This is a genomic window from Amycolatopsis umgeniensis (assembly GCF_014205155.1).
GTDB lineage: Bacteria > Actinomycetota > Actinomycetes > Mycobacteriales > Pseudonocardiaceae > Amycolatopsis > Amycolatopsis umgeniensis.
Genome location: NZ_JACHMX010000001.1, coordinates 8,609,258 through 8,632,217, shown reverse-complemented (window position 1 = coordinate 8,632,217; position 22,960 = coordinate 8,609,258). Strand labels below are relative to the sequence as shown.

Genomic DNA, 22,960 nt, shown 5'->3' with positions numbered 1-22,960 from the left:
GCATCGTATCGCTTATCGTATATGAAATTCACCCCCCGATGCTGCGAGGTGACCTCGTGACCACCGCCACCGCCGACCCGACCACCACCATGGTCGCGCGAGATTTCACGGATTTCCGCACGGTGGTGTCGCACTCCTTCGTGCCGCTGCACGTGACGAGCGAGCACCGTGACCACTTCCGCGGCCGCATCCGCTCGTGCGGCGCCGACGACGTGCAACTGACCGAAGTGACCGCGTCGGCGCACGTCGTCGAACGGACGCCCGAACTCATCGCCAGGGCGGACAGGCACTACTACAAGCTGAGCCTGATCCTGTCCGGGACCGGGCTGCTGGTGCAGGACAACCGCGAAGCCATGCTGCGCCCCGGTGACGTGGCGTTGTACGACACGCACCGCCCGTATTCCCTGGCGTTCGAAGAGGATTTCCGCACGCTCGTCGTGATGTTCCCGCAGCGCCTCATCGATCTCCCCCGTGACCTGGTCGGCCAGCTGACCGCGGTCCCGATGTCGGGCAAACGAGGGATGGGCAACGTGGTGGTGCCCTTCCTCGCGCAACTCGGCAGCAACCTCGACCAGCTCGGCGGTCCGGCGGGCGTCCGGCTCGCGCATACGGCGGTCGATCTGCTCGCCACGCTGTTCGCGAGTGAACTCGACCTCGCCCGCACGACGGCCGGGCCGCATCACGAACTGATGCGCCGCGTGCTCGCCTACATCGACACCAACCTCTCCTCCACCGACCTCGGACCGGCGCAGATCGCCGCCGAGCACTACATATCCACCCGGCATCTGCACGGCCTCTTCCACGAACAGGGCACGACCGTCTCCGGCTGGATCCGCACCCGGCGCCTGGAACACTGCCGCCGTGAATTGCTGGACCCCGTACACGCTTCGAGGCCCGTCGCCGCCATCGCGGCGAAGTGGGGTTTCGTCGACGCGCCGCATTTCAGCCGGGTGTTCAAGACGGAATTCGGCCGCTCGCCGAGCGAACTGCGCCGTGGCTTGACCGTGAGCGATCGGTTGTTGCCGCCCAGCGCGTGACAGCTGGCCCTCCCCCGGCGGTCGCCTCGACGATGACCGCATGCCCGAAGCACCCGAGGAACAGTGGCGCACGTATGACGAGTTCGCCGCCGGAATAGCCACCTACCGCCTGCCGAACGCGGACCTGTCGGGACGCGAGCTCACCGTCACCCTCGACGACGGAGCGACGCTCGCGCTGCGGTTCGAGGACGCTGAAACCGTCACCTGCAACGGCATCAAGGATCCGTACGACGCGGTCGCCGTCCGGGAAGACGTTTTCTTCGTTAATCTCCCCCATGCCAGCGTGGAAGGTGAAGCGCTCACCGTCGTCTTCTCCACGACGACACATCGCGCGCTCGCCGTGCGTTCGGTGATCGGCACCGAGGACGTCGAGGGTCTTCCCCGTGTCTCCCAGACGTTCTGGTCCGGCACCACCGACGCTGGCGCGCCGACCGGCGAGCAGCCGGGGCCGTCGCGCGATCTGATCGGCAAGCGCAACGTCTACCGCTACAGCCCGGAACACCTCTACGAGCACGTATACGTGTCCTCGCAACGCTATGCCTGGCAATGCCTCGAAGGCGTGCAGCGCGGCCACGGCGACATGGACCTTTCGACGGTGTGGAAGTTCCAGGACGGGCTCTACCTGTTCTGCTTCCGCGAATTCCGCATCGCCGTGGCCAGCGTCTGGCTGCACGACCTCGGCTACGCGCTGAAGACCACCGGCGTCTTCCTCGGCATCACCGGCGACGGCCGGTCCGAACACTCCCGCGCGGGCGGGCACATCTACCCACTCGGCGCCGTCTCTTATCCGGACGCGCAACCGGTCTAAGGAGCTCAAGTGTCCAATTCAGACATCATCGCCGCGCATTACGCCGCGAGCGACCGGGGCGATCTGGCGGGCATGCTGGCCCCGCTCGGTCCCGAGACCACCTGGACGGAGGCCGCCGGATTCCCCTACGCCGGCACCTACACCGGCCCGGACGAGGTCAAGGAAAAGGTCTTCGGCGCGATCGCGAACGACTGGGACGGCTACGGTTTCGCACTCGATGAGCTCGCCGACGCGGGTGACACGGTGATCGGCATCGGCACCTACCAGGGCAAGCACCGCGAGACCGGCCGCTCGTTCACCGCCCGCGTCGCGCACGTGTGGAAGTTCGACGACGGCAAGGTCACCTCGTTCGAGCAGATCGTCGACTCCGTGCCCGTCGTGAACGCCGCGGAGAACCGGTGAAACCCGCGCGGCGCATCGTCGCCCTCTCCGCGGCCGTCCTGCTCGCCACCGCGGGCTGCGCCGGAGCCGAAAGCGGTTCGAGCGGCCCCATCGTGGTCGGTTCGGTCAACGCGCTGAGCGGCGCGGCCACCTTCCCCGAAGCGTCGCAGGCGGCGAAGGCGGTCTTCGACGCCGCCAACGCCAGCGGCGGCGTGAACGGCAGGCAGATCCAGTACAAGGCCCTCGACGACAAGGGTGACCCGGCGGCGGCCGCCGCCGCGGCCCGCGAGGTCGTCGGCCGCGACGAGGCGGTGGCGCTGGTCGGCTCGTCCAGCCTCATCGAGTGCGAGATCAACAACAAGTACTACGAGCAGCAAAAGATCCTGTCCATCCAGGGCATCGGCGTGGACCCGGCGTGCTTCACCAGCCCCAACATCGCCCCGGCCAACGTCGGTCCGTACCACGACATGACGCTGACCCTGCTCTACGGCTCGGAAACGCTGAAACTCAACGACATCTGCGCGCTGCTGGAGATCGCGGGCAACACGCTGCCCTCGTATCAGGCGGCCATCGACGAGTGGTCGGCCATCACCGGCAAGAAGCTCAAGTACCTCGACGCGACCGTGCCCTACGGCGGTTCCGACTACACCTCCTACATCGTCAAGGCCCGCAACGCCGGTTGCAAGGCGATCACGGTGAACCCGGTCGAGCCGGACTCGATCGGGCAGCTCAAGGCCGCCGCCGCACAGGGCTGGAACGACGTCACGTGGCTGCTGCTCACCAGCGTCTACAGCGAGAACTACGCCAAGGCCATCACCAACGCCGGTGCCGGGGTGTACGTCCCCGCCGAGTTCTACCCGTTCACCGACTCGACCAGCCCGCAGAACAAGGACTGGCGTGAGCTGATGACGAAGAACAACATCCCGCTGACCTCGTTCAGCCAGGGCGGTTACCTGGCGGCGAAGTACTTCCTCGAGGTCGCGAAGGGGATCAGTGGTGACGTCACCCGCGAGTCGGTGACCAAGGCGCTGCGCGAGATGAAGCCGATCACCGATCCGATGGTCGGCACGCCGTACGTCTTCGGCCCCGGCCAAACCCATCACGACAACACCGCGGGCTGGCCGATCAAACTCGCCTCCGGCACCAACAAATGGGAACTCGTGGCGAACGACTGGCTGCGGATTCCCAAGAAGTAACAGGAGGAAACGATGCTGCAGGGAGCGCTGGCAGGCCTGGCCGCCGGCGGACTGTACGCGGTGTTGGCGGTGTGCCTGACGCTGATGTCGCGGTTGGTGCGGGTGGTGAACTTCGCCCAGTCGGCCACCGGGATGTTCGGCTGCTACGTGGCGGTGTTCCTGTCCGTCGACCTGGGACTGCCGATGTGGCTCGCCACCATCGCGGGGATCCTGCTCGGCGGGCTGCTCAGCGCGCTGCTCGGCTGGATCGTGTCCACGTGGCTCGCCGAGGCGGACACCGGCACCCGCTCGGCGGTCACCGTGGCGGTGCTGCTCCTGCTGATCTCGTTGTCGTTCATCCTGTTCGGCAACAAACCGCAGCCGTTCCACCCGATCCTCGACGGTCCGGCGCTCACCGTCGGCGGCGTGGTGATCAGCCAGGTCACCGTGGTCACCGTCGCGCTGGCCGTACTGGTCGCGGTGGCCAGCCGGATCGTGCTGAGCCGGACCCCGGCGGGGGTCCAGCTCAGGGCGCTGTCCGAACGCCCGACGACGGCGGAACTGCTGGGCATCCCGGCGAAACGGCTCAGCATCGCGGTCTGGGCTGTCACCGGCGTGGTCAGCACGCTGGTCATCTCGATCGTCGCGCCGTCGCAGTCGAACGACGCGACGTCGCTGGCGATGCTGGTGGTCCCCGCGTCGGCGGCGGCCCTGCTCGGCGGGTTCCGCCGGCTGGACCTCGCTGTCGCGGGCGGACTGGGCCTCGGCCTGATCCAGGGTGCGGCCGCGCAGGTCGACGGCCTTTCGGTCGTGCGGTATTTCCTGCCGTTCGCGGTGATCGTCGCTCTGCTGCTCTGGTCGCAGCGCAAGGAGGTGTGGGATGCGGCTCGCTGAACGCGGGATGCCGTTCGTGGTGGCCCTGGTGGCGATCGCGGTGGGCTACGGCCTGAGCGTCGGGCTCGACGGGTATTTCGTCTATCTGGGCATGAGCGCCGTCGTCGCGGGGATCTCGTTGCTCGGGCTCGGCGTGGTCACCGGCAGCGCGGGGATGATCTCGCTGTGCCAGCTGACCTTCGGCGCCGTCGGTGCCTGGACGGTGTCGGCGCTGAACGAGGCGCAGGCGCCCGGCGGGTTCCTCACCTGGCTGCTGCTCGGCGGTGTCGCCGCCGGAGCGGTCGGGGTGCTCGTCGGGCTCCCGGCGTTGCGGCTGCGCGGGATCAACCTCGCCGTCGTCACGCTGGGGCTCGCCGCCGCGGCCGACCTCGCCCTGGTCCAGCTCCAGTTCCCCGGTGTCTCCGGTGGGATCTCGGTCGAACGGCCGGACGCCTTCTCCGACGACCGGTCCTATTTCCAGCTCGCCGTCGTGGTGCTGGTGCTGTGCTGCCTGGCGGTGTACTTCCTGCGCCGCGGGCGCTGGGGCAGCGCCTGGCAGGCGGTGGCGTTCTCCGAGCGCGGGACGGCGGCCGCGGGCACGAGCGTGCGGACGTCGAAACTGACCGCGTTCGCGGTGAGCGCCACCCTCGGCGGGATCAGCGGCGGCCTGCTCACCGGGCAGGTCGGACTGGCCTTCCCGGCCAGTTTCACCGCGATCCAGTCGCTGGCGCTGTACGTGCTGGCGATCATGTCGGGCGCGCATCTGATCGACATGGCCGTGTTCGGCGCGGTGCTGTGGGTCGGCGTGCCGGAACTGCTGAAGCGCTGGGGAATCCCGCAGGACTGGGGATTCGTGGTGTTCGGGGTGCTCGGCGTCCAGGCGCTGGCCAGTGGCGGGAACCTGGGCACCACGGTGCGGCAGGTGTGGTACCGGCGGTCCAAAAAGGAGCCCGCGAAACTCGATCTGGCCGCCGGGGCGAGCACTGTCGAACCGGTGTCCCCGGGGCCGCCGGTGCTCACCGTGCGCGGTCTGAGCGTGAACTTCGGGCACGTGGCCGCCTTGTCCTCGGTGGACATCGCGGTACCGGAACACGGGGTGCTCGGCGTGATCGGACCGAACGGCGCCGGCAAGTCGACGCTGGTCGACGCGATCAGCGGATTCCTGCCGAACGCCGAAGGTTCAGTGGAATTGGGCGGCAGCCCGCTGACCGGGTCGCCGTCGAACCGGGCGCGCGCCGGGCTGCGCCGGACGTTCCAGCAGGACCGTGTCCCGCCGGGGCTGACGGTCGGCGCCTATCTCAAGTTCCTCGCCAGGCGACGGCTCACCGCCGACGAGATCGGCGAGGCCCTGGACTTCTTCGGCTGCCCCGCGGCCCGCACCCCACTGTCGCAAGTGGACGTCGGCGCCCGCAGGCTGGTCGAGGTCGTCGGGCATCTGCTGGCGCGGCCGCGTGTCCTCCTCCTCGACGAGCCCGCCGCCGGTCTCCCGCACGAGGAGCACGTCGCGTTCGGGGAACGGCTTCGGCAGGTCCCCGCGCGGTTCGGGGTGTCGGTGCTGCTCATCGAGCACGACCTCGATCTGGTGCGGTCGGTCTGCGACACGATCACCGTGCTCGATTTCGGCCGCGTGCTGGCGTCGGGCCCCCAGGCCGAAGTGCTCGCCGATCCGGCCGTGCTCAAGGCGTACATGGGTGAAACGGAGCTGCTGTGAACGCATTGCGGATAGCGGGGCTGACGGTCACCCGCGGGGCGGGCCCGGTGATCTCCGGCGTCGACTTGACGCTGGAACCGGGCCGGATCACCGCGCTCGTCGGGCCGAACGGCGCCGGGAAGACCAGCCTGCTCGAGGCCGTCTCCGGCGTCGTGCCCGCCTCCTCCGGAACCGTCCACATCGGACCGGACGAGATCACGAAACAGTCGAGGGTCACCCGCGCGCGGCGGGGTCTGGCGCATATCGAACAGGGTCGCGCGGTGTTCGGCGGCCTGACCGTGCTGGAGAACCTCATGCTCACCGCGCGCACCCGCGCGCGGGCCGACGAGCTGTTCGAACTGTTCCCCGAGCTGGAGAAACGCCGGGACTCCCCGGCGGCACTGCTCAGCGGGGGCGAACAGCAGATGGTGGTGCTGGCGCGCGCGTTCGCCGCGCGGCCGTCGTTCCTGCTCATCGACGAGATGTCGCTGGGACTGGCGCCGGTGGTGTTCACGCGGCTGCTGCCGATGGTGACCCGGTTCGCGGAGGAAGGCGCGGCGATCCTGCTCGTCGAGCAGTTCACGCACCTCGCCCTCGGGGTCGCGAGTGATGCGCTGGTGGTCTCTTCGGGGCGCGTCACCTATGCGGGTTCCGCGCAGGACCTGCTGAACTCGCCCAGCACCCTGCACGCGGCCTACCTCGGCGAGTCCTGAGGCGCGCGATGCCCGCGCCGGCCGTGTCGCGAAAGCCACTTTCGGGACGTCTGATGTCCCGAAAGTGGCTTTCGCGACACGCCTGGCCCTCCGTACCCGGCTAGGTCACCTCGGCATAGCGCGTGAAGGCCCCCTTCCCTCGACTGAGCCGAGGGAAGGGGGCCTTCACGCGCTATCCCTACGAACCCATGCCCGCCCGTTCGAAGGCCAGTGTCGGCAGGTCGACGGCGTGCGCGCCACCGTCGGCCACGATCACCGCGCCGGTGATGTACGAAGACTCCGAAGAGCCCAGGAACCGCACGATCGACGCGATCTCCTCGGGCTCGGCGGGACGGCGCAGCGGGACCTCGGCGGTGACGCGGCGGTAGCCCTCGGCGTGACCGCCGTCGAAGCCCGCGGCCTCGGCGAACTGGTCCATCTCGCCGTCCGCCATCGGGGTGCGCACCCAGCCGGGGCACACGGCGTTCGCGCGGACGCCCTTCGGTCCGTAGTCGCGGGCGATGGAGCGGGTCAGCCCGATCAGGGCGTGTTTGGCGACGGTATAGCCGGCGACGTTCGGCCCGGCGAACAGCCCGGCCAGCGACGACACGATGACCACCTGGCCACCGGTTTCGACCAGCGACGGCAGCGTCGCCCGGCAGAACACGAAGGCGCTGGACAGGTTCGAGCGCAGGGCCAGTTCCCATTCCTCGTCACCGGTGTCGACCACCGAGGACAGGCCGTGCCCGCCGGCGTTGGCCACCACGACGTCCAGCCTGCCGAATTCGCCGACGATCTCCGCCACGGCGTTCTCGGCGGCTTCGCGTTCGCTGGCGTCGCACGTGATGACGTGCGCGCCGGTTTCGGCGGCCACCTTCTCCAGCGGTTCGAGCCGCCGTCCGAGCACCACCACCTGGGCGCCCTCGTCGGCGTACCGGCGGGCGACCGCCGCACCGATACCGGTACCGCCACCCGTGATCGCGACAACCTTCTTCACTTGCGTGAGTCCTTTCTAAGCGGGGAAACCGGAGCGGGCCGAGACGCCGAAGTCGGCGAGCACGGCCTGGCCGTTGACCGTCCGCGAACGCGCGGACGCGAGGTGCAGCACCTGCCAGGCGACTTCCTCAGGAGCCTGCACCGGGAAAGCGGGATCGTCGAGCACTTCGCCGAGATCGCCGCGCGCCATCGGGGTGTCGACCACCGACGGGCACACGCAGTTCACCCGGACTCCGGGAAGATCGACGGCGAGCGCCCTGGTCATCGCGACCACGGCGCCTTTCGAGGCGCAGTAGGGCACCATTCCGGGCGCGCTGGTGAACGCCGAGTCGCTGGCCAGCAGGACGACCGAGCCGTTCGACGCGGTGAGCCACGGCGCGGCGTGTTTGACCAGCAAGAACTGGCCGGTGACGTTGACGGCCATCAGTTCGGCGAAATCCGCCGCCGAGGTTTCGGCGACCGGTGTCCCCACCGGACCGGAGATCCCGGCGCAGCCGACGACGACGTCGATCCCGCCGAACCGGGCGGCCACGGCGTCGATCGCGGCGGCCACCGACCCCTCGTCGGTCACGTCCGCGTGGACCGCCAGCAGACCGTCGGCCAGTGTGGGTACGGGTGCCCGGTCGAGGGCGCCGACCCGCGCGCCTTCGGCCAGGAACGCTTGGACGCAGGCAAGGCCGATACCGGACGCCGCGCCGGTCACCAGCACGGCCTTGCCCGCGAGATCCAGTCGCATGGCGCCATCCTGCGGTCCGGACCTTTCACGGCGGTTGGCCATCAGTGCATCCTTCTTGTCGACAGCCGCATGACGGCCTTTTCACCCGGGGGCGAACCGGTAAGACTGCGAAGCATGACCAGGCCGCATCCACTCGACCCGCTGACCGCCGACGAACTCATCGCAGGCCGCGAGATCCTGGCCGCCGAAGGCCTGCTCACCGCGACCACGCGATTCCCGGCGGTGCTGCCGGTGGAACCGGACAAGGCCGATGTCGCCCCTGACCGGCGGGTTCAGTACACGTTGCTGGACACCGCGACCGGACAGGCCCGCGACGCCGTCGTCTCGCTGACCAAGAGCGCGCTGGTCTCTTCCGAGGACTGCGGCGACGGACAGCCCGCGTACCTGTTCGAGGAGTACGACCTCGCCGCGTCGATCACCAAGGCGTCACCGGAATGGCGGGCCGCGATGGAACGACGCGGACTCGCCGACCGGATCGAGCACGCCTTCTGCGCTCCCCTCGCGCCCGGTTTCTTCGGCAGGCCCGACGAGACCGGCCGGGTCATCCGTTCGCTGACATTCCTGCGCGACGACGAGTCCGACAGCCCGTGGGCGCATCCTGTCGAGGGCCTGATCGTGCACATCAACCTGACCGAACAGCGGGTCCTCCGGGTCGAGGACGAAGGCGACGTGCCCGTCCCGCCGGAGCACGGCCGCTACGACGGCGTCCCGGCCCGCACCACGCTCAAGCCGATCGAGATCACTCAGCCCGAGGGGCCGAGTTTCACCGTCGACGGCAACGAGGTCACCTGGGAAGGCTGGAAACTCCGCGTCGGCTTCAACGCCCGCGAAGGACTGACGCTGCACCAGATCGGTTTTCAGGACCGGTCGGTGCTGCATCGCGCGTCGGTACCGGAGATGGTGGTGCCTTACGGCGACACCGCGCCCGGCCGGTTCTGGATCAGCTACTTCGACGCGGGCGAGTACCTCCTCGGCAAGAACGCCAACGACCTGCGGCTGGGCTGCGACTGCCTCGGCGTCATCCACTACTTCCCCGCGTTCGTCGCCGACGACCACGGCCATCCGGTCGAGATCCCGCGCGCGATCTGCATGCACGAGGAGGACTACGGGATCCTGTGGAAGCACACGGATCTCGACGGCCGCGCCGAGGTCCGCCGCTCGCGGCGGCTGGTGATCTCGTCCATCTCCACCATCGGCAACTACGACTACGGGTTCTTCTGGTACCTCTACCTCGACGGCACCGTGGAACTGGAGGCGAAGGCCACCGGGATCGTGTTCGCCGGCGCCGCGCACTCCGGCACGAAACACCCGCACGCCAACGAGATCGCGCCGGGCCTGTTCGCGCCGGTGCACCAGCACCTGTTCTGCGCGCGGCTGGACGTGGCGATCGACGGCGAACGCAACTCGCTCGTCGAGATCGACGTCGAGCGGGTGCCGATGGGCGAGCAGAATCCGTACGGGAACGCCTTCACCTGGAAGGAAACCCCGCTGCGGACCGAACAGGAAGCCCAGCGGCACGCGGATCCGGCCAAGGCCCGCGTCTGGGAGATCCGCAGCGCGGAGCGGACCAACCGGCTGGGCACGCCCACGGCGTACCAGCTCGTGCCCCGGCCGTCCGCGACCCTGATGGCGCAGCCGGAATCGACCGTCCACCAGCGGGCGACGTTCGCCACCCGTCATCTGTGGGCGACGCCGTACCGCGCGGACGAACGCTATCCGGCGGGTGAACGGCCGAACGCGCATCCGGGCGGGGCGGGCCTGCCCGCCTGGACCGCCGCCGACCGGGACCTCACCGAAACCGATCTCGTGCTGTGGCACGTGTTCGGCCCGACCCACATCCCGCGTCCGGAGGACTGGCCGGTCATGCCGGTCGACTACTCCGGTTTCACCCTGCGCCCCTATGGCTTCTTGGATCGCAATCCGGCCCTCGACCTGCCTTCCGGCGCTGCCGATGATCACTGTTCCGCCCACGAGCACTAGGACTCCTGCGATGCCCGAACTGACCCTGTCCGACACGTCCACCTGGCTGCCGCTCGACGGCCTCGCCCCCGGTTTCGACGCGAACAAGGCTCCCACGGTCGGCGACCTGCACGGCCGCACCTTCGAGCTCACCTGCGAAGACGGCACCACGTTCACCGCGGGCTTCTCCGGCACCCGGATCGAGTGGACCTACCACGGCACGGGCACCGACCGCTGCGAGACGTTCCTGGTCGACGACGATCTGTACTACGTCCAGTTCCATCCGCGGGCCCGGCAGGAAGAGGCCTTCACCCTGCTGCTCGACCTGCGCCGAGGCCGCGCGCTCCTCGTGCTGAGCAAGATCGGCGACACCGCGCCCCGGGTCACGCAGACCTTCCTGGCCGCCACGATCGGCGGCATCGAGCCCAGCGGTGAGTCGCTCGCGCCGACCACGTCGCTGGTCGGGCGCCGGGTGTTGTGGGTGTACAGCACCGAGCACGCCTACGAGCACGTGTATCTCAGCCCGCACTGGTACACGTGGCAGTGCCTGGCCGGACCGGAGCGCGGGCTCGCCGACACCGACGAGAACTCGGTTTACGAACTGCGGCCGGGCATCTACGTCTTCGCCTGGCGGGAGAAGGTGATCCCGTGCGCGTCGGTGACCGTCGCCGACCACCGTGACGCGAAGCGGCTGCGCTCGCACGGTGTCCTTTTCGGACTGGACGCCACCGGCAGCACCCCGACCCACTTCACCTTCGGCGCGCACGGCAAGCTCCTGAGCACCACCGTGCACCCCGAGGCTTACGACCCCGCCGGGAGCTGAGCCTTGACCGCCGACCTCATCCTCACCAACGCCACGGTGTACACAGTGGACGGTGCCCGGCCTTGGGCGTCCTCACTGGCGATCAAGGACGGCCGGGTGCTGTCCCTGGAGGACATCGAACGCGGACCGAGCACCGAGGTCGTCGACCTCGACGGCGCGTTCGTGATGCCCGGCCTGGTCGACGTGCACAACCATCACGCCCTCGCCGGACGCGCGGCCCTCTTCGAACTGAATTTCGGCCTCGACGCGGGCCTCGACGACATCCTCGCGGCGGTCCGCACGCGGGCGGCCGGGCTCGGACCGGACGAGTGGGTGGTCGGCGGCGCCTGGGCGTCCACGCTGGTCAGCACCCTTTCGCAGGCTTCGGCCCGGCTCGCGCTCGACGAGGCCGCGGGCGGGCGCCCGGTCATGCTCTCGGACGACAGCAGGCACAACCGCTGGGTGAGCAGCCGCGCGCTGAAGCTGGCGGGCGTCACCACCTCGACGCCCGATCCGGTGGGCGGGGAGATCGTCCGCGATCCGGCGACCGGCGAGCCCGTCGGAATCCTGCTCGAGGCGGCGGGGGTCGCCGTCGAACGGGCGCTCAGCGAGACGCGGACGCTCACCGCGGATCAGCACGTCGCGGCGTCACGGCACGGGATCGGCACCCTGCATTCGTACGGGGTCACCGCGTTCCAGGACGCCGGCGTCTCCGCGGACATCCTGGGCGCGTTGAAGTCCCTCGACGACGCGGGCGAACTGCACGCGTGGGTCGTGTCTTCACTGCTGATCAACGACCCGATCTTCGGTTTCGACCCGATCGGCGCGCCGCTGCTGGAGGTCGCCGGGCAGTACCGCAGCGAGCACCACCGGCCGGACTTCGTGAAGATCTTCCTCGACGGCGTCCCGCCGACCCGCACCGCCGCCTTCCTGGAGCCGTACCTGCCGGACGCCGCGCACGGCGCCTGTCACCACGGCGCCACCACCATGCCGGGTGACGAACTCGTGGGCTGGCTGCGCACCGCGGCCGCGGCGGGGCTCTCGGCCAAGGTCCACTGCACCGGGGACGCGTCGGTGCGCGCGACGCTGGACGCGGTCGAGAAGGTGCGCGCCGAGGGCTTCGCCGAGGCGCGTTTCCAGGTCGCGCACGGCCAGTTCGTCCACCCCGACGACCTCCCGCGCTTCGCCGCGCTGGGTGTCGCCGCGGACATCTCGCCGTTCTTGTGGGTCCCCGGGGTCATCCCGGCGGCCATCGCCGAGGTCCTGCCCGGCGAGCGCGCGGGGCGGATGCAGCCGAACCGGTCGCTCCTGGACGAGGGCGCGCTGGTCGCGGGCGGTTCGGACTGGCCCGTCAGCGAGTCCCCGAACGCGTGGGAGGGCATCCACGGCCTGGTGACCCGCCAGGACCCGACCGGCACGTTCCCCGGAGCGCTGTGGCCGGAGCAGGCGATCACCCTGGCCGAGGCGATCGAGGTCTTCACCCTCGCCGCCGCCCGCGCGATGGGACTCGGCGAAGTCACGGGCTCACTGGCCCCGGGAAAGTCGGCCGATTTCGTCGTTCTGGACCGCGATCCGTTCCGAACCGATCCGTCCGCGCTCGTCAAGACAAAGGTGACACAAACGTGGTTCGCCGGGCACCGCGTGTATCACCGCGTCTGATCTCCTACACTGGTAGAAGAACCAGTGTGGGAGGTCTGCCGATGCCGAAGATCATCGACCACGACGAACGGCGAAGTCATATCGTCGACGTCACCTGGGATTTGATCACCCAGGGCGGGATCGAGGCCGCCACCATGCGCGAGATCGCGGCCGCGGCCGGCTTCGCCAACGGTGCGCTCAAGCTGTACTTCCCCAGCAAGGAAGACATCATCCAGGCCACCTACGAGCGCGCGCTCGGCATGATGCGCGAGTACGTGGAGCTGGACGAGCTGCGCGGGCTGGTCGCGCTCCGCGAGCTGTGCGTCTCGTCGATGCCGATCGACGAGGACCGCATCGCCGCGGGGCGTGTCCTACTCACCTTCTGGCAGCTCTCGCTGACGAACCCGAAACTGCAGGACAAGTACCTCGAGCACATCCGCTCGTGGCGGGGCCTGCTGCACCGGTACCTCACCGAGGGCCGGGAGGACGGCGACATCGTCACCGAAACCCCCGACGAGCAGCTGGTCGACGAGGTCGTCCTGATCAACGCCGGGGCGAACGTGATGAGCCTGGTCGCCGGGGAATTCTCGACGATCGCTTTGCAGCAACAGCACCTCGAGTCGTTCTTCGCGCGCCTCACCCGCCCCTGACGCTACGCACTACCGCATTTCGTCCTCTAAATGCGGTAGTGCGTAGCGCGAACAACCCGCATCCAGAGGACTGAACGCGGCGGTCGCCGACCTCGCAGGCGCGACTCGCGTGATTCAGGACGGAACTCGCGTGATTAGGGCCGGAACTCGCGAGTTCCGGCCCTAATCGCGAGGAAGGGAACGCATCCAGAGGACTAAACGTGCGAGTCGAACACCCGGGTCAGGAAGCTCGCCACATGCGCGTGCGAGCGCGGCGAAGCGGGAAGATCCGTGTACAGCCCGTAGAAACCGTGGATCTGCCCCGAATAGCGCGTCATCTCCACTCGCGCCCCCGCGTCGGTGAGGCGCCGCGCGAACTCCTCCCCTTCATCCCGCAGGACGTCGTACTCGGCGGTCAGCACCAACGCGGGCGGGAGCCCCGTCAGGTCCGAGGCCCGCAGCGGCAGCAGGTACGGATCGTTCAGCTGCGCCGGATCCGACACGTACTGATCGAAGAAGAACCGCATCGCCCCGGCCGTCATGCCGAACCCCTCGGCGAAGTCCGTGTAGGACCGGAATCCGTCGTCCGGGTGCCCGTAGACCGGGCAGATCAGCACCTGCGCGGCCAGCGGCGGACCGCCGCGATCGCGGGACATCATCGAGACCACCGTGGACAGATTGCCGCCGGCGCTCTCCCCGCCGATCGCGATCCGCCCCGGGTCCACCGCGTCCCCGGCACCGCCCGCGGCGAGCCATTCGACGACGGCGTAGCAGTCGTCCGGGGCCGCCGGGTACGGATGCTCGGGAGCGAGCCGGTAGTCCACCGCCACGACGGCGACCTTCGCCGCGTTGCACACCGCGCGCGACGCGACCTCGTTCTCGTCGATCGAGCCGATCGTCCACCCGCCACCGTGGATCCACACGAACGCCGGGACCGCCCCAGCGGCATCAGGCAGGTAAAGCCGCACCCGGACACCTGAAGGCAGGACATGGTCGGTGACCGAGGCGACCTCTTCGACCGAGTCGGGGCGTCGCCACGAAGCAGCGAAGGCGGCTCGCAGTTCGGCGGCCGTCAAGGGTCCGGCCGGGGCCTCCGGCGGGGCACTGCGGGCGAGCAGCTCCTTGACCGCGGGATCGAGGGTCACGGTCACACCGCTTCCGCGACGAGCACCCGCGGACTGCCCGGCAGCGCCAGCCGGTCGGTGACCCGCCAGCCCGCCCCGGTCAGCCATTCCCGGACCTCGGCCTCCGGATAGACGACCGTCCCGTCGATCACCAGGTACTCCCCCGCGTGCAACGCGTCGATCGGCCGCTGGTTCGCGTCGTCGTCGAGGAAGAAGTCGAGGAGCAGCAACGTCGCCCCCGGGGCCGCGGCCGCGCGGGCGTTACGCAGGATCTCCGCGTTCTGCTTCGCTTCGAAGCGGTGGACGACGTGGTTGACCATCACCAGGTCGAACTCGCCTTCCGGCCGTGCAGTGGGCGTCTCCGCGCCGACGACCGTCGCACGGTCGGCGAGCCCCGCCAAGGCCGCCGCGGTGGTGACCGATTCGGTGAAGCCCGGGTCGAAGACGAACGTCGTGTGCAGTTCTTCGTTGGCCTTCATGGCTTCGACCGCGAACGCGCTCGAGAGCCCGCCGAGGTCGAGAAGCTTTCGATGGGAGCCGAAATCGAACGCGCCGGCCAACATCTTCGCGTGTAGGGCGTTATACGTCATCACTCCGGACATGAACGTGCCCCAGCGCGCGTCGTCCATCTCCAGTTTGCCCGGCTCGCCGCTGTCGGCCGTGTGACCGAACTGCAACCAATGCGGGTAGCTGATCGCGTCCAGGAAAGTCAGGAACGGCGCCAGATCGAGTTCTCCGCCGCCGAGGTATTCCGCCGCGTCGGCGGCCAGTTCGTAGCGTCCGTCCACACGGGACAACAGACCGAGTGATGACATGGCGTCACCGAGGATGCGCGCGATCTTCTCCGGTTTGCCGGTCTTTCCGGCCAGCTCCGCCACCGTCAGCGGCCCGGAGGCGAGCGCGGTGAACAGGCCGATCCGGCTCGCCGCGAAGAGTTGCTTGGCCGCCATGTACCCCACGGCGATGTCCACGATCCGCTCGGGACCGGCAGTCTTGGTCGACCCGCTCACGGGTGCCCTCCTTAGCTCGTTTCCGCCGAGAGTCTACAGACGTAGACAAAAGAATCCAGTGCAAGTTTTCGCCCACTGCCAGGCAAAACCTGCCGGATATCAACTTCCTACATTCGTAGAATATACCCATTGACAGCGCACTCGCCCAGTGTCAACATGCGTAGAACTACCCCCGCCGGAGGCCCGTTCCCCGGCAGTGCGGTCCGCTTCGGGCGGGCACGGGAAAGGGGATTCATGACCCTGCTCGAATTACGAGAACTGACCGTCGGCGTGATCGCCGACGAAACCGAACGCGAACTGGTCCGCGAACTGTCGTTCGACCTCGAACAAGGCCGGACACTCTGCGTGGTCGGCGAATCCGGCAGCGGTAAAACGGTGACGGCCTTGTCGATCATCCGGTTACTGGAGTTCGTCGCGCCGGTGTTCACCCGCGGTGAGATCACCGTCGACGGCGTGGATCTCACCCGCCTCTCCGCCGACGAGATGCGCTCTTACCGCGGCCCGCGGATCGGGATGATCTTCCAGGAGGCCTTGGATTCGCTCAATCCCAGTCAACGAGTCGGCAAGCAGCTGATCGAGGCCTATCGCAAGCCCGGTTCCTTGCCGCGCCAAGCCGCGCGCAAGGGCACGCCGTTGCATCGCGAGGCCGAAGCGAAGGCACGCGGCCTGCTGAAAGAGGTCGGGCTCACCGACACCGATCGAGTGCTTTCCCTGTACCCGCATCAGATGTCGGGTGGGATGCAGCAGCGCGTGATGATCGCGCTGGCCTTGATGGCGGACCCGAGCCTGCTCATCGCCGACGAGCCGACCACGGCCTTGGACGTGACCACGCAGGCGGAGATCCTCACCCTGTTCGACCGCGTCCGCCGCGACCACGGCACCGCGTGCGTCTTCATCACGCACGACATGGGCGTGGCCGCGCAGGTGGCGGACCGGATCGCGGTGATGTACCGCGGCGAACTGGTCGAGCTCGGGTCCAAAGAGGACATTCTGCACGCGCCGAAGCACCCCTACACCAAGGCGCTGCTCGACTGCGTCCCGAAGCTCGGGGTGAGCAGGCGCGACGGCTTCCCCACCATCTCCGAAGCGCTGCTCGAAGCCGCGATGAACGGCGAATCGGCGATCGCCACCGAGACCAGGACGCTGAACCGCGCCAAGGCGGACAACGCGGGCGAAGGCACCGCGCTCGTCATCGACTCGGTGTCCAAAGTGTACGGTCGCCGCGGCCGGTTCTCCCTGAACCGCGAACCCGAGGTGCACGCGGTCAAGAACGTCTCGCTGGAGATCGCGCCCGGCGAGTTCTTCGGCCTGGTCGGGGAATCCGGTTCGGGCAAGACCACGCTCGGCCGCCTGGTCAGCGCGCTGGAGCCACCGACGTCGGGCTCCATCGCCTTCGGTGCGCACCGCTGCACGCCATCCGGGCTCGAAGGCGACGAACGCGCGTTCCGCCGCCACGCCCAGCTCATCTTCCAGGACCCGCAGAGCTCCCTCGATCCCCGGCACACCGCCGCCCGGATCATCGCCGAACCGCTGCGGGAACTCACCGGCCTCCGCGGTGCCGAACTCGACCGCCGGGTGACCGAACTGATCGACGAGGTCGGTCTCCCCTCGGACACCGCGAAGAAACTGCCCTCGCAGCTCTCCGGCGGACAGCGGCAACGCGTCTCGATCGCCCGCGCGATCGCCGCCGAACCCGACCTCATCGTCGCCGACGAGCCCACCTCCGCGCTCGACGTCTCGGTGCAGGGCCAGGTGATGAACCTGCTGCTCGAACTGCGGCGCACGCGTGCGCTCAGCTTCCTGTTCATCACGCACAACCTCAGCCTGGTGCTCTCGGTCGCCGACCGCGTCGGCGTCATGTACCGGGGCGAACTGATCGAAATCGGCGAACCGGACGAGATCCGGCTCCGCGCCGAGCACGACTACACCCGCCGGCTCCTCGCGGCGAACCCCGAAATTGGAGTGCGGAACCCATGAGACGAACCCTGACCTCGGCCGCCCTCGGCTTGGCGACCGTCCTGCTGCTCAGCTCGTGTATGGGAGGGCAGGCCGGCGGTGGCGCCGCGGACGGGCCCCCGAAGCCCGGCGGCAACCTCAACGTGGCCGTGCCCACCGATCCGCAGTCGCTCGACATGGTCGCGAATCCCGGCCAGGTCACCGCGCATATCGGCAACATGATGTACGAGAAGCTGTTCGAGGTGGACCGCGGCTTCACCGCCCGGCCCATGCTGGTCGAGGACTTCACCACCAGCCCGGACAGGCTCACCTACGCCTTCAAGCTGCGCCAGGGCGTCACCTTCCACGACGGCAATCCGCTGACGTCCGAGGACGTCGTCGCGAGCCTCAAGCGCTGGCAGCAGGTCCACCGCACCGGCCAGCTGGTCACCCCGGACATCGACGCGATCACGCCGACCGACCCGGCGACGGTGACCATCAAGCTCAAGCAGCCCCGCTACCCGCTGATCAACGAGCTCGCCGGCGCGGGCACGGAGATCTACGAAGCGAAGAACCTCACCGGTGTCGCGCCGACCGGTTTCGCCCAGGACAAGGCTATCGGGACCGGGCCGTACAAGCTGAAGAGCTGGGACATCGGCCGTGAACTGGTGCTGGAGCGGTACACCGGCTACAAGTCCCGGTCCGAAGAGGACTGGGGCGGGCAGGCGGGCGCCAAGCACGCGTACCTGGACACCGTGACCTACAAGGTCGTCTCCGATCAGGACGCGCTGATCAACGGCCTGCAGACCGGGCAGTGGGACCACATCATGCCCACCAACGACCAGTACGAGACGCTGCGCAACAACCCGGCCGTGGTCGTGCACAACCTCCCCGGCGGCAACGACAACGTCGTGATCCCCAACTTCAACACCGGTTCGAAGTTCGCCGACCCCCGTGCCCGCGAGGCGCTGAACCTGTTGCTGGACAAGCCAGCGATCAACGCGGCCACCGGCGGCAGCAAGGACCTCACCCTCGAGACCGGCGCCTTCGCCTCGCCGGACAACAAGCAGTTCTATTCCACCGCAGGTGAAGAGGTCTACAAGAAGCACGACCCGGAGAAGGCCAAGCAGCTGCTGGCCGAGGTCGGCATCACCGCGGGCGCGACGATCCGCATCGTCACCACGAACTCGTATCCGGAGTTCGGCAAGTGGGCCGTGCTGATCCAGGACAGCCTGTCGAAGATCGGCATCAACACCAAGATCGACACCTTCGACTTCGCCACCATGCTCGGCACGCTGACCAAGGAACCGGGCGGCTGGGACATCACCACGCTGTTCTTCGACTCGGCGCTGACCTCGCCCGCCCAGATGCCCGCGCTCACCCTCGGCACGCTGAACGGTTCGTCCTCGCCCGAACTGGACGGGCTCATGGCGGAGTTCAACGCCTCGACGACGCCGGAGCAGGCGAAAGCGGTGGTCGACAAGCTCCAGGCGTTCACCTGGAAGCAGCTGTCGGTGATCACCTTGAGCCAGTCCAAGCTGTACGCGGCCTACTCCCCCAAGCTCAAGGGCTACGGCGACTTCTACCGCGTCTTCTGGAACACCTGGCTGGCATCATGACCGGTCTGCTGCTGCGCAGGCTGCGCGATCTGGTCATCATCCTGGTGATCGTCGGGACGATGATGTTCTTCGTCATCCGGCTGATCCCCGGCGACCCGGCGCAGGCCATCCTCGGCCCGACCGCGCGACCGTCCGATGTGGACGCCTTGCGGGAGAGCATGGGGCTGAACGGACCACTGTGGGAGCAGTACCTCAGCTGGGCCGGGAACGTGCTGCACGGCGACTTCGGGACGTCGATCACCTATCACGCTCCGGTGCTCGGCGTCGTCGCCGACCACATCCTGCCGACGCTCACCCTGGCCGTTCTGTCCACGGTGATCAGCTTCTTCCTCTCGGTCGCGATCACGTCCTGGCAGGCGGTTTCGCCGCGCAATCCGGTGGCGCGGGCGCTGGACCGGCTCTCCGCGCTCGGTATGGCGATGCCGGACTTCTGGATCTCGCTGATGCTCGTGCTGGTGTTCTCGGTGACGCTGCGCTGGTTCCCTTCCAGCGGTTACGAAAACCTGTTCACCGACCCGGCCACCGCGGTGCCGGCGCTGGTGCTGCCGCTGACCGTGCTGGTCATCGGGCAGACCGCGTTGTTCGTGCTCACCCTGCGCGAAAGCCTGCTCGGTGAGCTGCCGCTGGCGTATCTGCGCACCGCGCGGGTCAAGGGGCTCTCCGAGCGGCAGGTGATGACCAAGCACGTCCTACCGAACGCGCTGATGCCGTTGATCACCCAGCTGGGCAGCAACTTCGCCATGCTGGTCGGCGGGATCGTGATCATCGAATCCATCTTCGTCGTGCCCGGGCTCGGCCATCTGCTGATGGGCGCGGTATCCACCCGCGACTTCCCGCTGATCCAGGGTGTGACGCTGTTCGTCGCGGTGCTGTTCGTACTGGTCAACCTGCTGGTGGACCTGTCGTACGCACTGCTCGACCCGAAGGTGCGTGTCTCGTGAGCGTGGCTCTGGTGGAAAAGACCTCGTCGGTGCGCGAGACGCCTTCGTCCGGTCGCGCGGCCAAACTGTTCCGGCGCAACCGGATGCTGGTCATCACCACCGCGCTGCTGGCGTTGATCGTCCTGACCGTGATCGTGCTGCCGTTCTTCCTGCCGAGCGTCAGCGCGACAGACCCGGTCAACCGGCTGCTGCCGCCGTCGTCCGCGCATCTCCTCGGCACCGACTCGTTCGGCCGTGACGTGCTCGCCCGGCTGGTCTCCGGCGGACGGGCGTCGCTCGGGCTGTCCGCCCTGATCACCCTGTGCGCGGCCTTCACCGGTCTGGTGATCGGGCTGATCAGCGGGTTCTTCCGCGCGGCGGACGCGGTGCTGATGCGGGTGATGGACGCCTGGATGTCGTTCCCGGCGATCATCCTCGCGATGGCTCTGGCGATCTCGCTCGGAGCGAGCATCTGGACCGAACTGATCGCGCTGACGGTGATCTTCACTCCGTTCACCGCCCGCGTGATCCGCAGCCGGGTGCTGGGCATCGCCGGCCGCGCCTACATCGGCGCGGCGCGGGTCTCGGGGATGAGCAAGGGGAAGATCCTCGTCGTCCACGTGTTCCCGAACGTGCTGCCGCTCGCGCTGGTGCAGGTCGTGATCCTCTCGGCGGCGGCGATGCTGGTCGACGGCGCGATGAGCTTCCTCGGCCTCGGCATCGCTCCCCCGACCCCGACCTGGGGCAACATGATCGCCGAAGGCCGGTCGTATCTGGTGCAGGCGCCCTGGCTGGTGATCGCGCCCGGCGTGACGATCATGGTGTGCGTGTTCCTGTTGAACCTCATCGGCTCGTCGCTGCGGATCGCCGTCGACGCCCGTGCGCGGACGCTGAGCGAGATGCAACGCCTGCGCACCCGCCGTCCCTCCGGCAGCTAGAAAGGATTCCGTTGTCTGCCACCACTTCTCTGGCCGTGCGCCGTTTCGGCCCCGAAACCGTTTCGGGACCGCCTGTTCTGCTGGTGCACGGCTTCGCCTCCGACGGGCACACCGACTGGATCACCACGGGGTGGCCCGCCGCGCTCACCGCCGCGGGCCGCGAGGTACTCGTGCCCGACCTGCCCGGTCACGGCTCCAGCCCCGTGCCCCCGGGCTCGCTCGGCGCCGCCGCGATCACCGGCGAACTCTCACGGCTCGTCTCGGGTCTGTCCGAAGTGGACGTCGTCGGCTACTCGCTCGGCGCACGGCTGGCCTGGGAACTGCCGGTCCAGGCGCCGGTCCGGCGGCTGGTGCTGGCGGGGGTGAGCCCGTTCGAGCCGTTCGGCGCTGTCGACGTCGCGGCGGCGCTGGCGTACGCCGACGGCGGGAAAGTACCCGCGGATCCACTGACGGGGATGATCGCGCACATGATCACCGCGCCGGGACGCAATCCGGCCGCGCTCGCCCGGTGCATCGAAGACCTGCGTGCCGAGCCGTTCGCTCCGGTCGCCGGTGCGGTCGCCGTGCCGACGCGGTTCGTGGCGGGTACCGCTGATCCGATCAGTCAGGGCATCGAGACTCTCGTCGACCTGGTGCCGGGGGCTTCGCTGGTGCGGGTGCCCGGGGATCACGGCGGGGCGCTGCGGAGCCCGGAGTTCAAGGCCGCCGTGCTGGAGTTCCTCGCCTGACGCGGCCCGGAGCTGAAGGGAGCTTTCCCCGCATGTCATGGGGGGAAAGCTCCCTTCAGCCCTACCCTCAAGGTAGTGAAGGAGGCCTTCACGGACTTGCGAGGCGCGGGGGTGTCGCGCGGGGGTGTCGCGCGGGGGTGTCGCGCGGGGGTGTCGCGAAAGTGGCTTTCGCGACATCGCTCACTTGCCCGGGCACCCGGGCCGCGCTCCGTTTCCGCCGACGTTGTGAAAGCCACTTTCGCAACGTCGAAGGTTGCGAAAGTGGCTTTCACAACGTGCCACCCGGGCCACGCCGCACCCGGCAGGGTCAGAACGTCCCATCGGCGGCGACCGAGCGGTCCAGCCAGAGATCTTCGAGAGCCGCCCGCACTTCCGCGCCGTGCTCCGAAGCCAGCCGGACGGCGCCCAGGTTGTCCTCCAGCTGCGCCATCCGGCTCACCCCGAACAGCACGTTCGCCACCGGCCCGTACGCGAGACAAAACGCAAGTGACAGCTGCGAAGTACTCACACCGAAGTCGGCGGCCACGGAAGCGACTCGCGAGGCGGCGTCCCGGATGGACTCCCGGATCCCGCCCGGATCAGCGCCGATCTTCCGCTCCGGAGTCTTGCCGAGCAACACGCCACCCTCGAAGATGTCCGACGCCTGCAAGGTCAGCCGGCCGGCCTCGAAATGCTTGCCGTAGAACGGTCCTTCGGCCATGGAACGCCGTGCGACGCTGTATTTCAGCTGGGCGAAAGAAGGCGCCGGGAGTCCTTCGCGGGAAGCGAACTCCAGTGCGAGATCGAGATCCGCGGCGAGCCAGTTGTTCACGCCCCAGACGTCGAAGCGGCCGAGACGGATCTGTTCGGCGACCTCGGTGACGATCCGCGGGATGTCCTGGTCCCCGAAGTAGTCACCGACCACGACGGCTTCCGCGTGGACGACGCCGACGCGGTCGAACGAGGTCGCGAGCTGCTCGGCGAAACCGGTGTTCGGGTAGTCCCAGAGCCACAGCTTTCCGCACAGCTGATACTCGTCGCGCCGGATCCCGGCGGCACGGATCGCCTCACCGAAAAGGACATCCGTGCGTGACCGCTCGGAATGCGGTCCCATGTTGTAGTGGGCCACGTCGAAAAGCGTGACCCCCGCGTCGATCGCGTGCCGGAGCAGGCGCACCGCGTCGTCGAAGTCCATGCGGTCCCACGTGTTCCAGGAGCCGAGGCCCAGCGCCGAAGTGGCGAAGCCCAGCCCGTTCTGCTTCTCGTGCACGAGTTTTCCTTTCGCTGGCAA

At 68.6% G+C, this 22,960-nt stretch carries 21 protein-coding genes; 16 read left to right on the top strand and 5 right to left on the bottom strand.

The window, feature by feature from the left end:
* Positions 1–38: 38 nt before the first annotated feature.
* The 7 genes from HDA45_RS39340 to HDA45_RS39310 are packed head-to-tail and all read left to right on the top strand — an operon-like array spanning position 39 to position 6,677.
* Entirely contained in the window at positions 39–1,037 is a 999-nt protein-coding gene (locus HDA45_RS39340; RefSeq protein ID WP_184904200.1) for an AraC-like ligand-binding domain-containing protein, read from the top strand.
* 40 nt (positions 1,038–1,077) lie between these two features.
* Complete coding sequence (locus tag HDA45_RS39335) at positions 1,078–1,845, top strand: MoaF C-terminal domain-containing protein (RefSeq protein WP_184904199.1); 768 nt, start codon at positions 1,078–1,080, stop codon at positions 1,843–1,845.
* Between the two features lie 9 nt (positions 1,846–1,854).
* Positions 1,855–2,247 (top strand): nuclear transport factor 2 family protein, encoded by a 393-nt coding sequence (locus HDA45_RS39330; protein ID WP_184904198.1) that lies wholly within the window; start codon positions 1,855–1,857, stop codon positions 2,245–2,247.
* On the top strand, positions 2,244–3,422 hold the full coding sequence (locus HDA45_RS39325) for an ABC transporter substrate-binding protein (protein WP_184904196.1): 1,179 nt from the start codon (positions 2,244–2,246) through the stop codon (positions 3,420–3,422). The genes HDA45_RS39330 and HDA45_RS39325 overlap by 4 nt, the downstream gene beginning before the upstream one ends.
* A 12-nt stretch (positions 3,423–3,434) precedes the next feature.
* Positions 3,435–4,295 (top strand): branched-chain amino acid ABC transporter permease, encoded by an 861-nt coding sequence (locus HDA45_RS39320; protein WP_184904193.1) that lies wholly within the window; start codon positions 3,435–3,437, stop codon positions 4,293–4,295.
* On the top strand, positions 4,282–5,985 hold the full coding sequence (locus HDA45_RS39315; protein ID WP_184904191.1) for a branched-chain amino acid ABC transporter ATP-binding protein/permease: 1,704 nt from the start codon (positions 4,282–4,284) through the stop codon (positions 5,983–5,985). The genes HDA45_RS39320 and HDA45_RS39315 overlap by 14 nt, the downstream gene beginning before the upstream one ends.
* Complete coding sequence (locus HDA45_RS39310; protein ID WP_184904189.1) at positions 5,982–6,677, top strand: ATP-binding cassette domain-containing protein; 696 nt, start codon at positions 5,982–5,984, stop codon at positions 6,675–6,677. Before HDA45_RS39315 ends, HDA45_RS39310 begins: the two co-directional genes overlap by 4 nt.
* 178 nt (positions 6,678–6,855) lie before the next feature.
* Here the strand turns inward: HDA45_RS39310 and HDA45_RS39305 are convergent, their stop codons facing one another.
* Both HDA45_RS39305 and HDA45_RS39300 read right to left on the bottom strand, forming a co-directional pair.
* The gene (locus HDA45_RS39305; RefSeq protein WP_184904188.1) at positions 6,856–7,653 is read right to left on the bottom strand and encodes an SDR family oxidoreductase; all 798 of its coding nucleotides are present in this window, start codon (positions 7,651–7,653) and stop codon (positions 6,856–6,858) included.
* 15 nt (positions 7,654–7,668) lie between these two features.
* Complete coding sequence (locus HDA45_RS39300) at positions 7,669–8,388, bottom strand: SDR family NAD(P)-dependent oxidoreductase (protein ID WP_184904187.1); 720 nt, start codon at positions 8,386–8,388, stop codon at positions 7,669–7,671.
* Positions 8,389–8,502: 114 nt separating this feature from the next.
* Between HDA45_RS39300 and HDA45_RS39295 the strand changes: the two genes are divergently transcribed.
* From HDA45_RS39295 to HDA45_RS39280, 4 genes are read left to right on the top strand one after another with little or no spacing between them, the layout of a single operon-like run.
* The gene (locus HDA45_RS39295) at positions 8,503–10,368 is read left to right on the top strand and encodes a primary-amine oxidase (RefSeq protein WP_184904186.1); all 1,866 of its coding nucleotides are present in this window, start codon (positions 8,503–8,505) and stop codon (positions 10,366–10,368) included.
* A gap of 10 nt (positions 10,369–10,378) precedes the next feature.
* Positions 10,379–11,170 carry a molybdenum cofactor biosynthesis F family protein gene (locus tag HDA45_RS39290; RefSeq protein WP_184904185.1) on the top strand — a complete coding sequence of 264 codons (792 nt, stop codon included), beginning with the start codon at positions 10,379–10,381 and terminating at the stop codon, positions 11,168–11,170.
* A 3-nt stretch (positions 11,171–11,173) separates the two neighbouring features.
* Positions 11,174–12,808, top strand: coding sequence for an amidohydrolase (locus HDA45_RS39285; protein ID WP_184904184.1), 1,635 nt, complete (start codon positions 11,174–11,176; stop codon positions 12,806–12,808).
* A 41-nt stretch (positions 12,809–12,849) separates the two neighbouring features.
* Positions 12,850–13,437: a TetR/AcrR family transcriptional regulator gene (locus tag HDA45_RS39280; RefSeq protein WP_184904183.1), complete on the top strand. Its 588-nt coding sequence runs from the start codon at positions 12,850–12,852 to the stop codon at positions 13,435–13,437.
* A gap of 194 nt (positions 13,438–13,631) precedes the next feature.
* Here the strand turns inward: HDA45_RS39280 and HDA45_RS39275 are convergent, their stop codons facing one another.
* Together HDA45_RS39275 and HDA45_RS39270 are read right to left on the bottom strand one after the other, a co-directional pair.
* Complete coding sequence (locus HDA45_RS39275; RefSeq protein WP_184904182.1) at positions 13,632–14,567, bottom strand: alpha/beta hydrolase fold domain-containing protein; 936 nt, start codon at positions 14,565–14,567, stop codon at positions 13,632–13,634.
* Entirely contained in the window at positions 14,564–15,550 is a 987-nt protein-coding gene (locus HDA45_RS39270; protein WP_184904181.1) for a methyltransferase, read from the bottom strand. The genes HDA45_RS39275 and HDA45_RS39270 overlap by 4 nt, the downstream gene beginning before the upstream one ends.
* 234 nt (positions 15,551–15,784) lie before the next feature.
* On the opposite strand from HDA45_RS39270, the gene HDA45_RS39265 reads away from it, so the two are divergent.
* From HDA45_RS39265 to HDA45_RS39245, 5 genes are read left to right on the top strand one after another with little or no spacing between them, the layout of a single operon-like run.
* Positions 15,785–17,527, top strand: coding sequence for a dipeptide ABC transporter ATP-binding protein (locus HDA45_RS39265; protein ID WP_184904179.1), 1,743 nt, complete (start codon positions 15,785–15,787; stop codon positions 17,525–17,527).
* Positions 17,524–19,104: an ABC transporter substrate-binding protein gene (locus HDA45_RS39260; protein WP_184904176.1), complete on the top strand. Its 1,581-nt coding sequence runs from the start codon at positions 17,524–17,526 to the stop codon at positions 19,102–19,104. Before HDA45_RS39265 ends, HDA45_RS39260 begins: the two co-directional genes overlap by 4 nt.
* On the top strand, positions 19,101–20,045 hold the full coding sequence (locus HDA45_RS39255) for an ABC transporter permease (RefSeq protein WP_020636398.1): 945 nt from the start codon (positions 19,101–19,103) through the stop codon (positions 20,043–20,045). The genes HDA45_RS39260 and HDA45_RS39255 overlap by 4 nt, the downstream gene beginning before the upstream one ends.
* The gene (locus HDA45_RS39250; RefSeq protein WP_184904174.1) at positions 20,042–20,962 is read left to right on the top strand and encodes an ABC transporter permease subunit; all 921 of its coding nucleotides are present in this window, start codon (positions 20,042–20,044) and stop codon (positions 20,960–20,962) included. Before HDA45_RS39255 ends, HDA45_RS39250 begins: the two co-directional genes overlap by 4 nt.
* 29 nt (positions 20,963–20,991) lie before the next feature.
* Positions 20,992–21,690 carry an alpha/beta fold hydrolase gene (locus HDA45_RS39245; protein ID WP_184906510.1) on the top strand — a complete coding sequence of 233 codons (699 nt, stop codon included), beginning with the start codon at positions 20,992–20,994 and terminating at the stop codon, positions 21,688–21,690.
* 307 nt (positions 21,691–21,997) lie between these two features.
* On the opposite strand, the gene HDA45_RS39240 is transcribed toward HDA45_RS39245, so the two are convergent.
* Positions 21,998–22,939 (bottom strand): aldo/keto reductase, encoded by a 942-nt coding sequence (locus HDA45_RS39240; RefSeq protein WP_184904172.1) that lies wholly within the window; start codon positions 22,937–22,939, stop codon positions 21,998–22,000.
* Between the last annotated feature and the right edge of the window lie 21 nt (positions 22,940–22,960).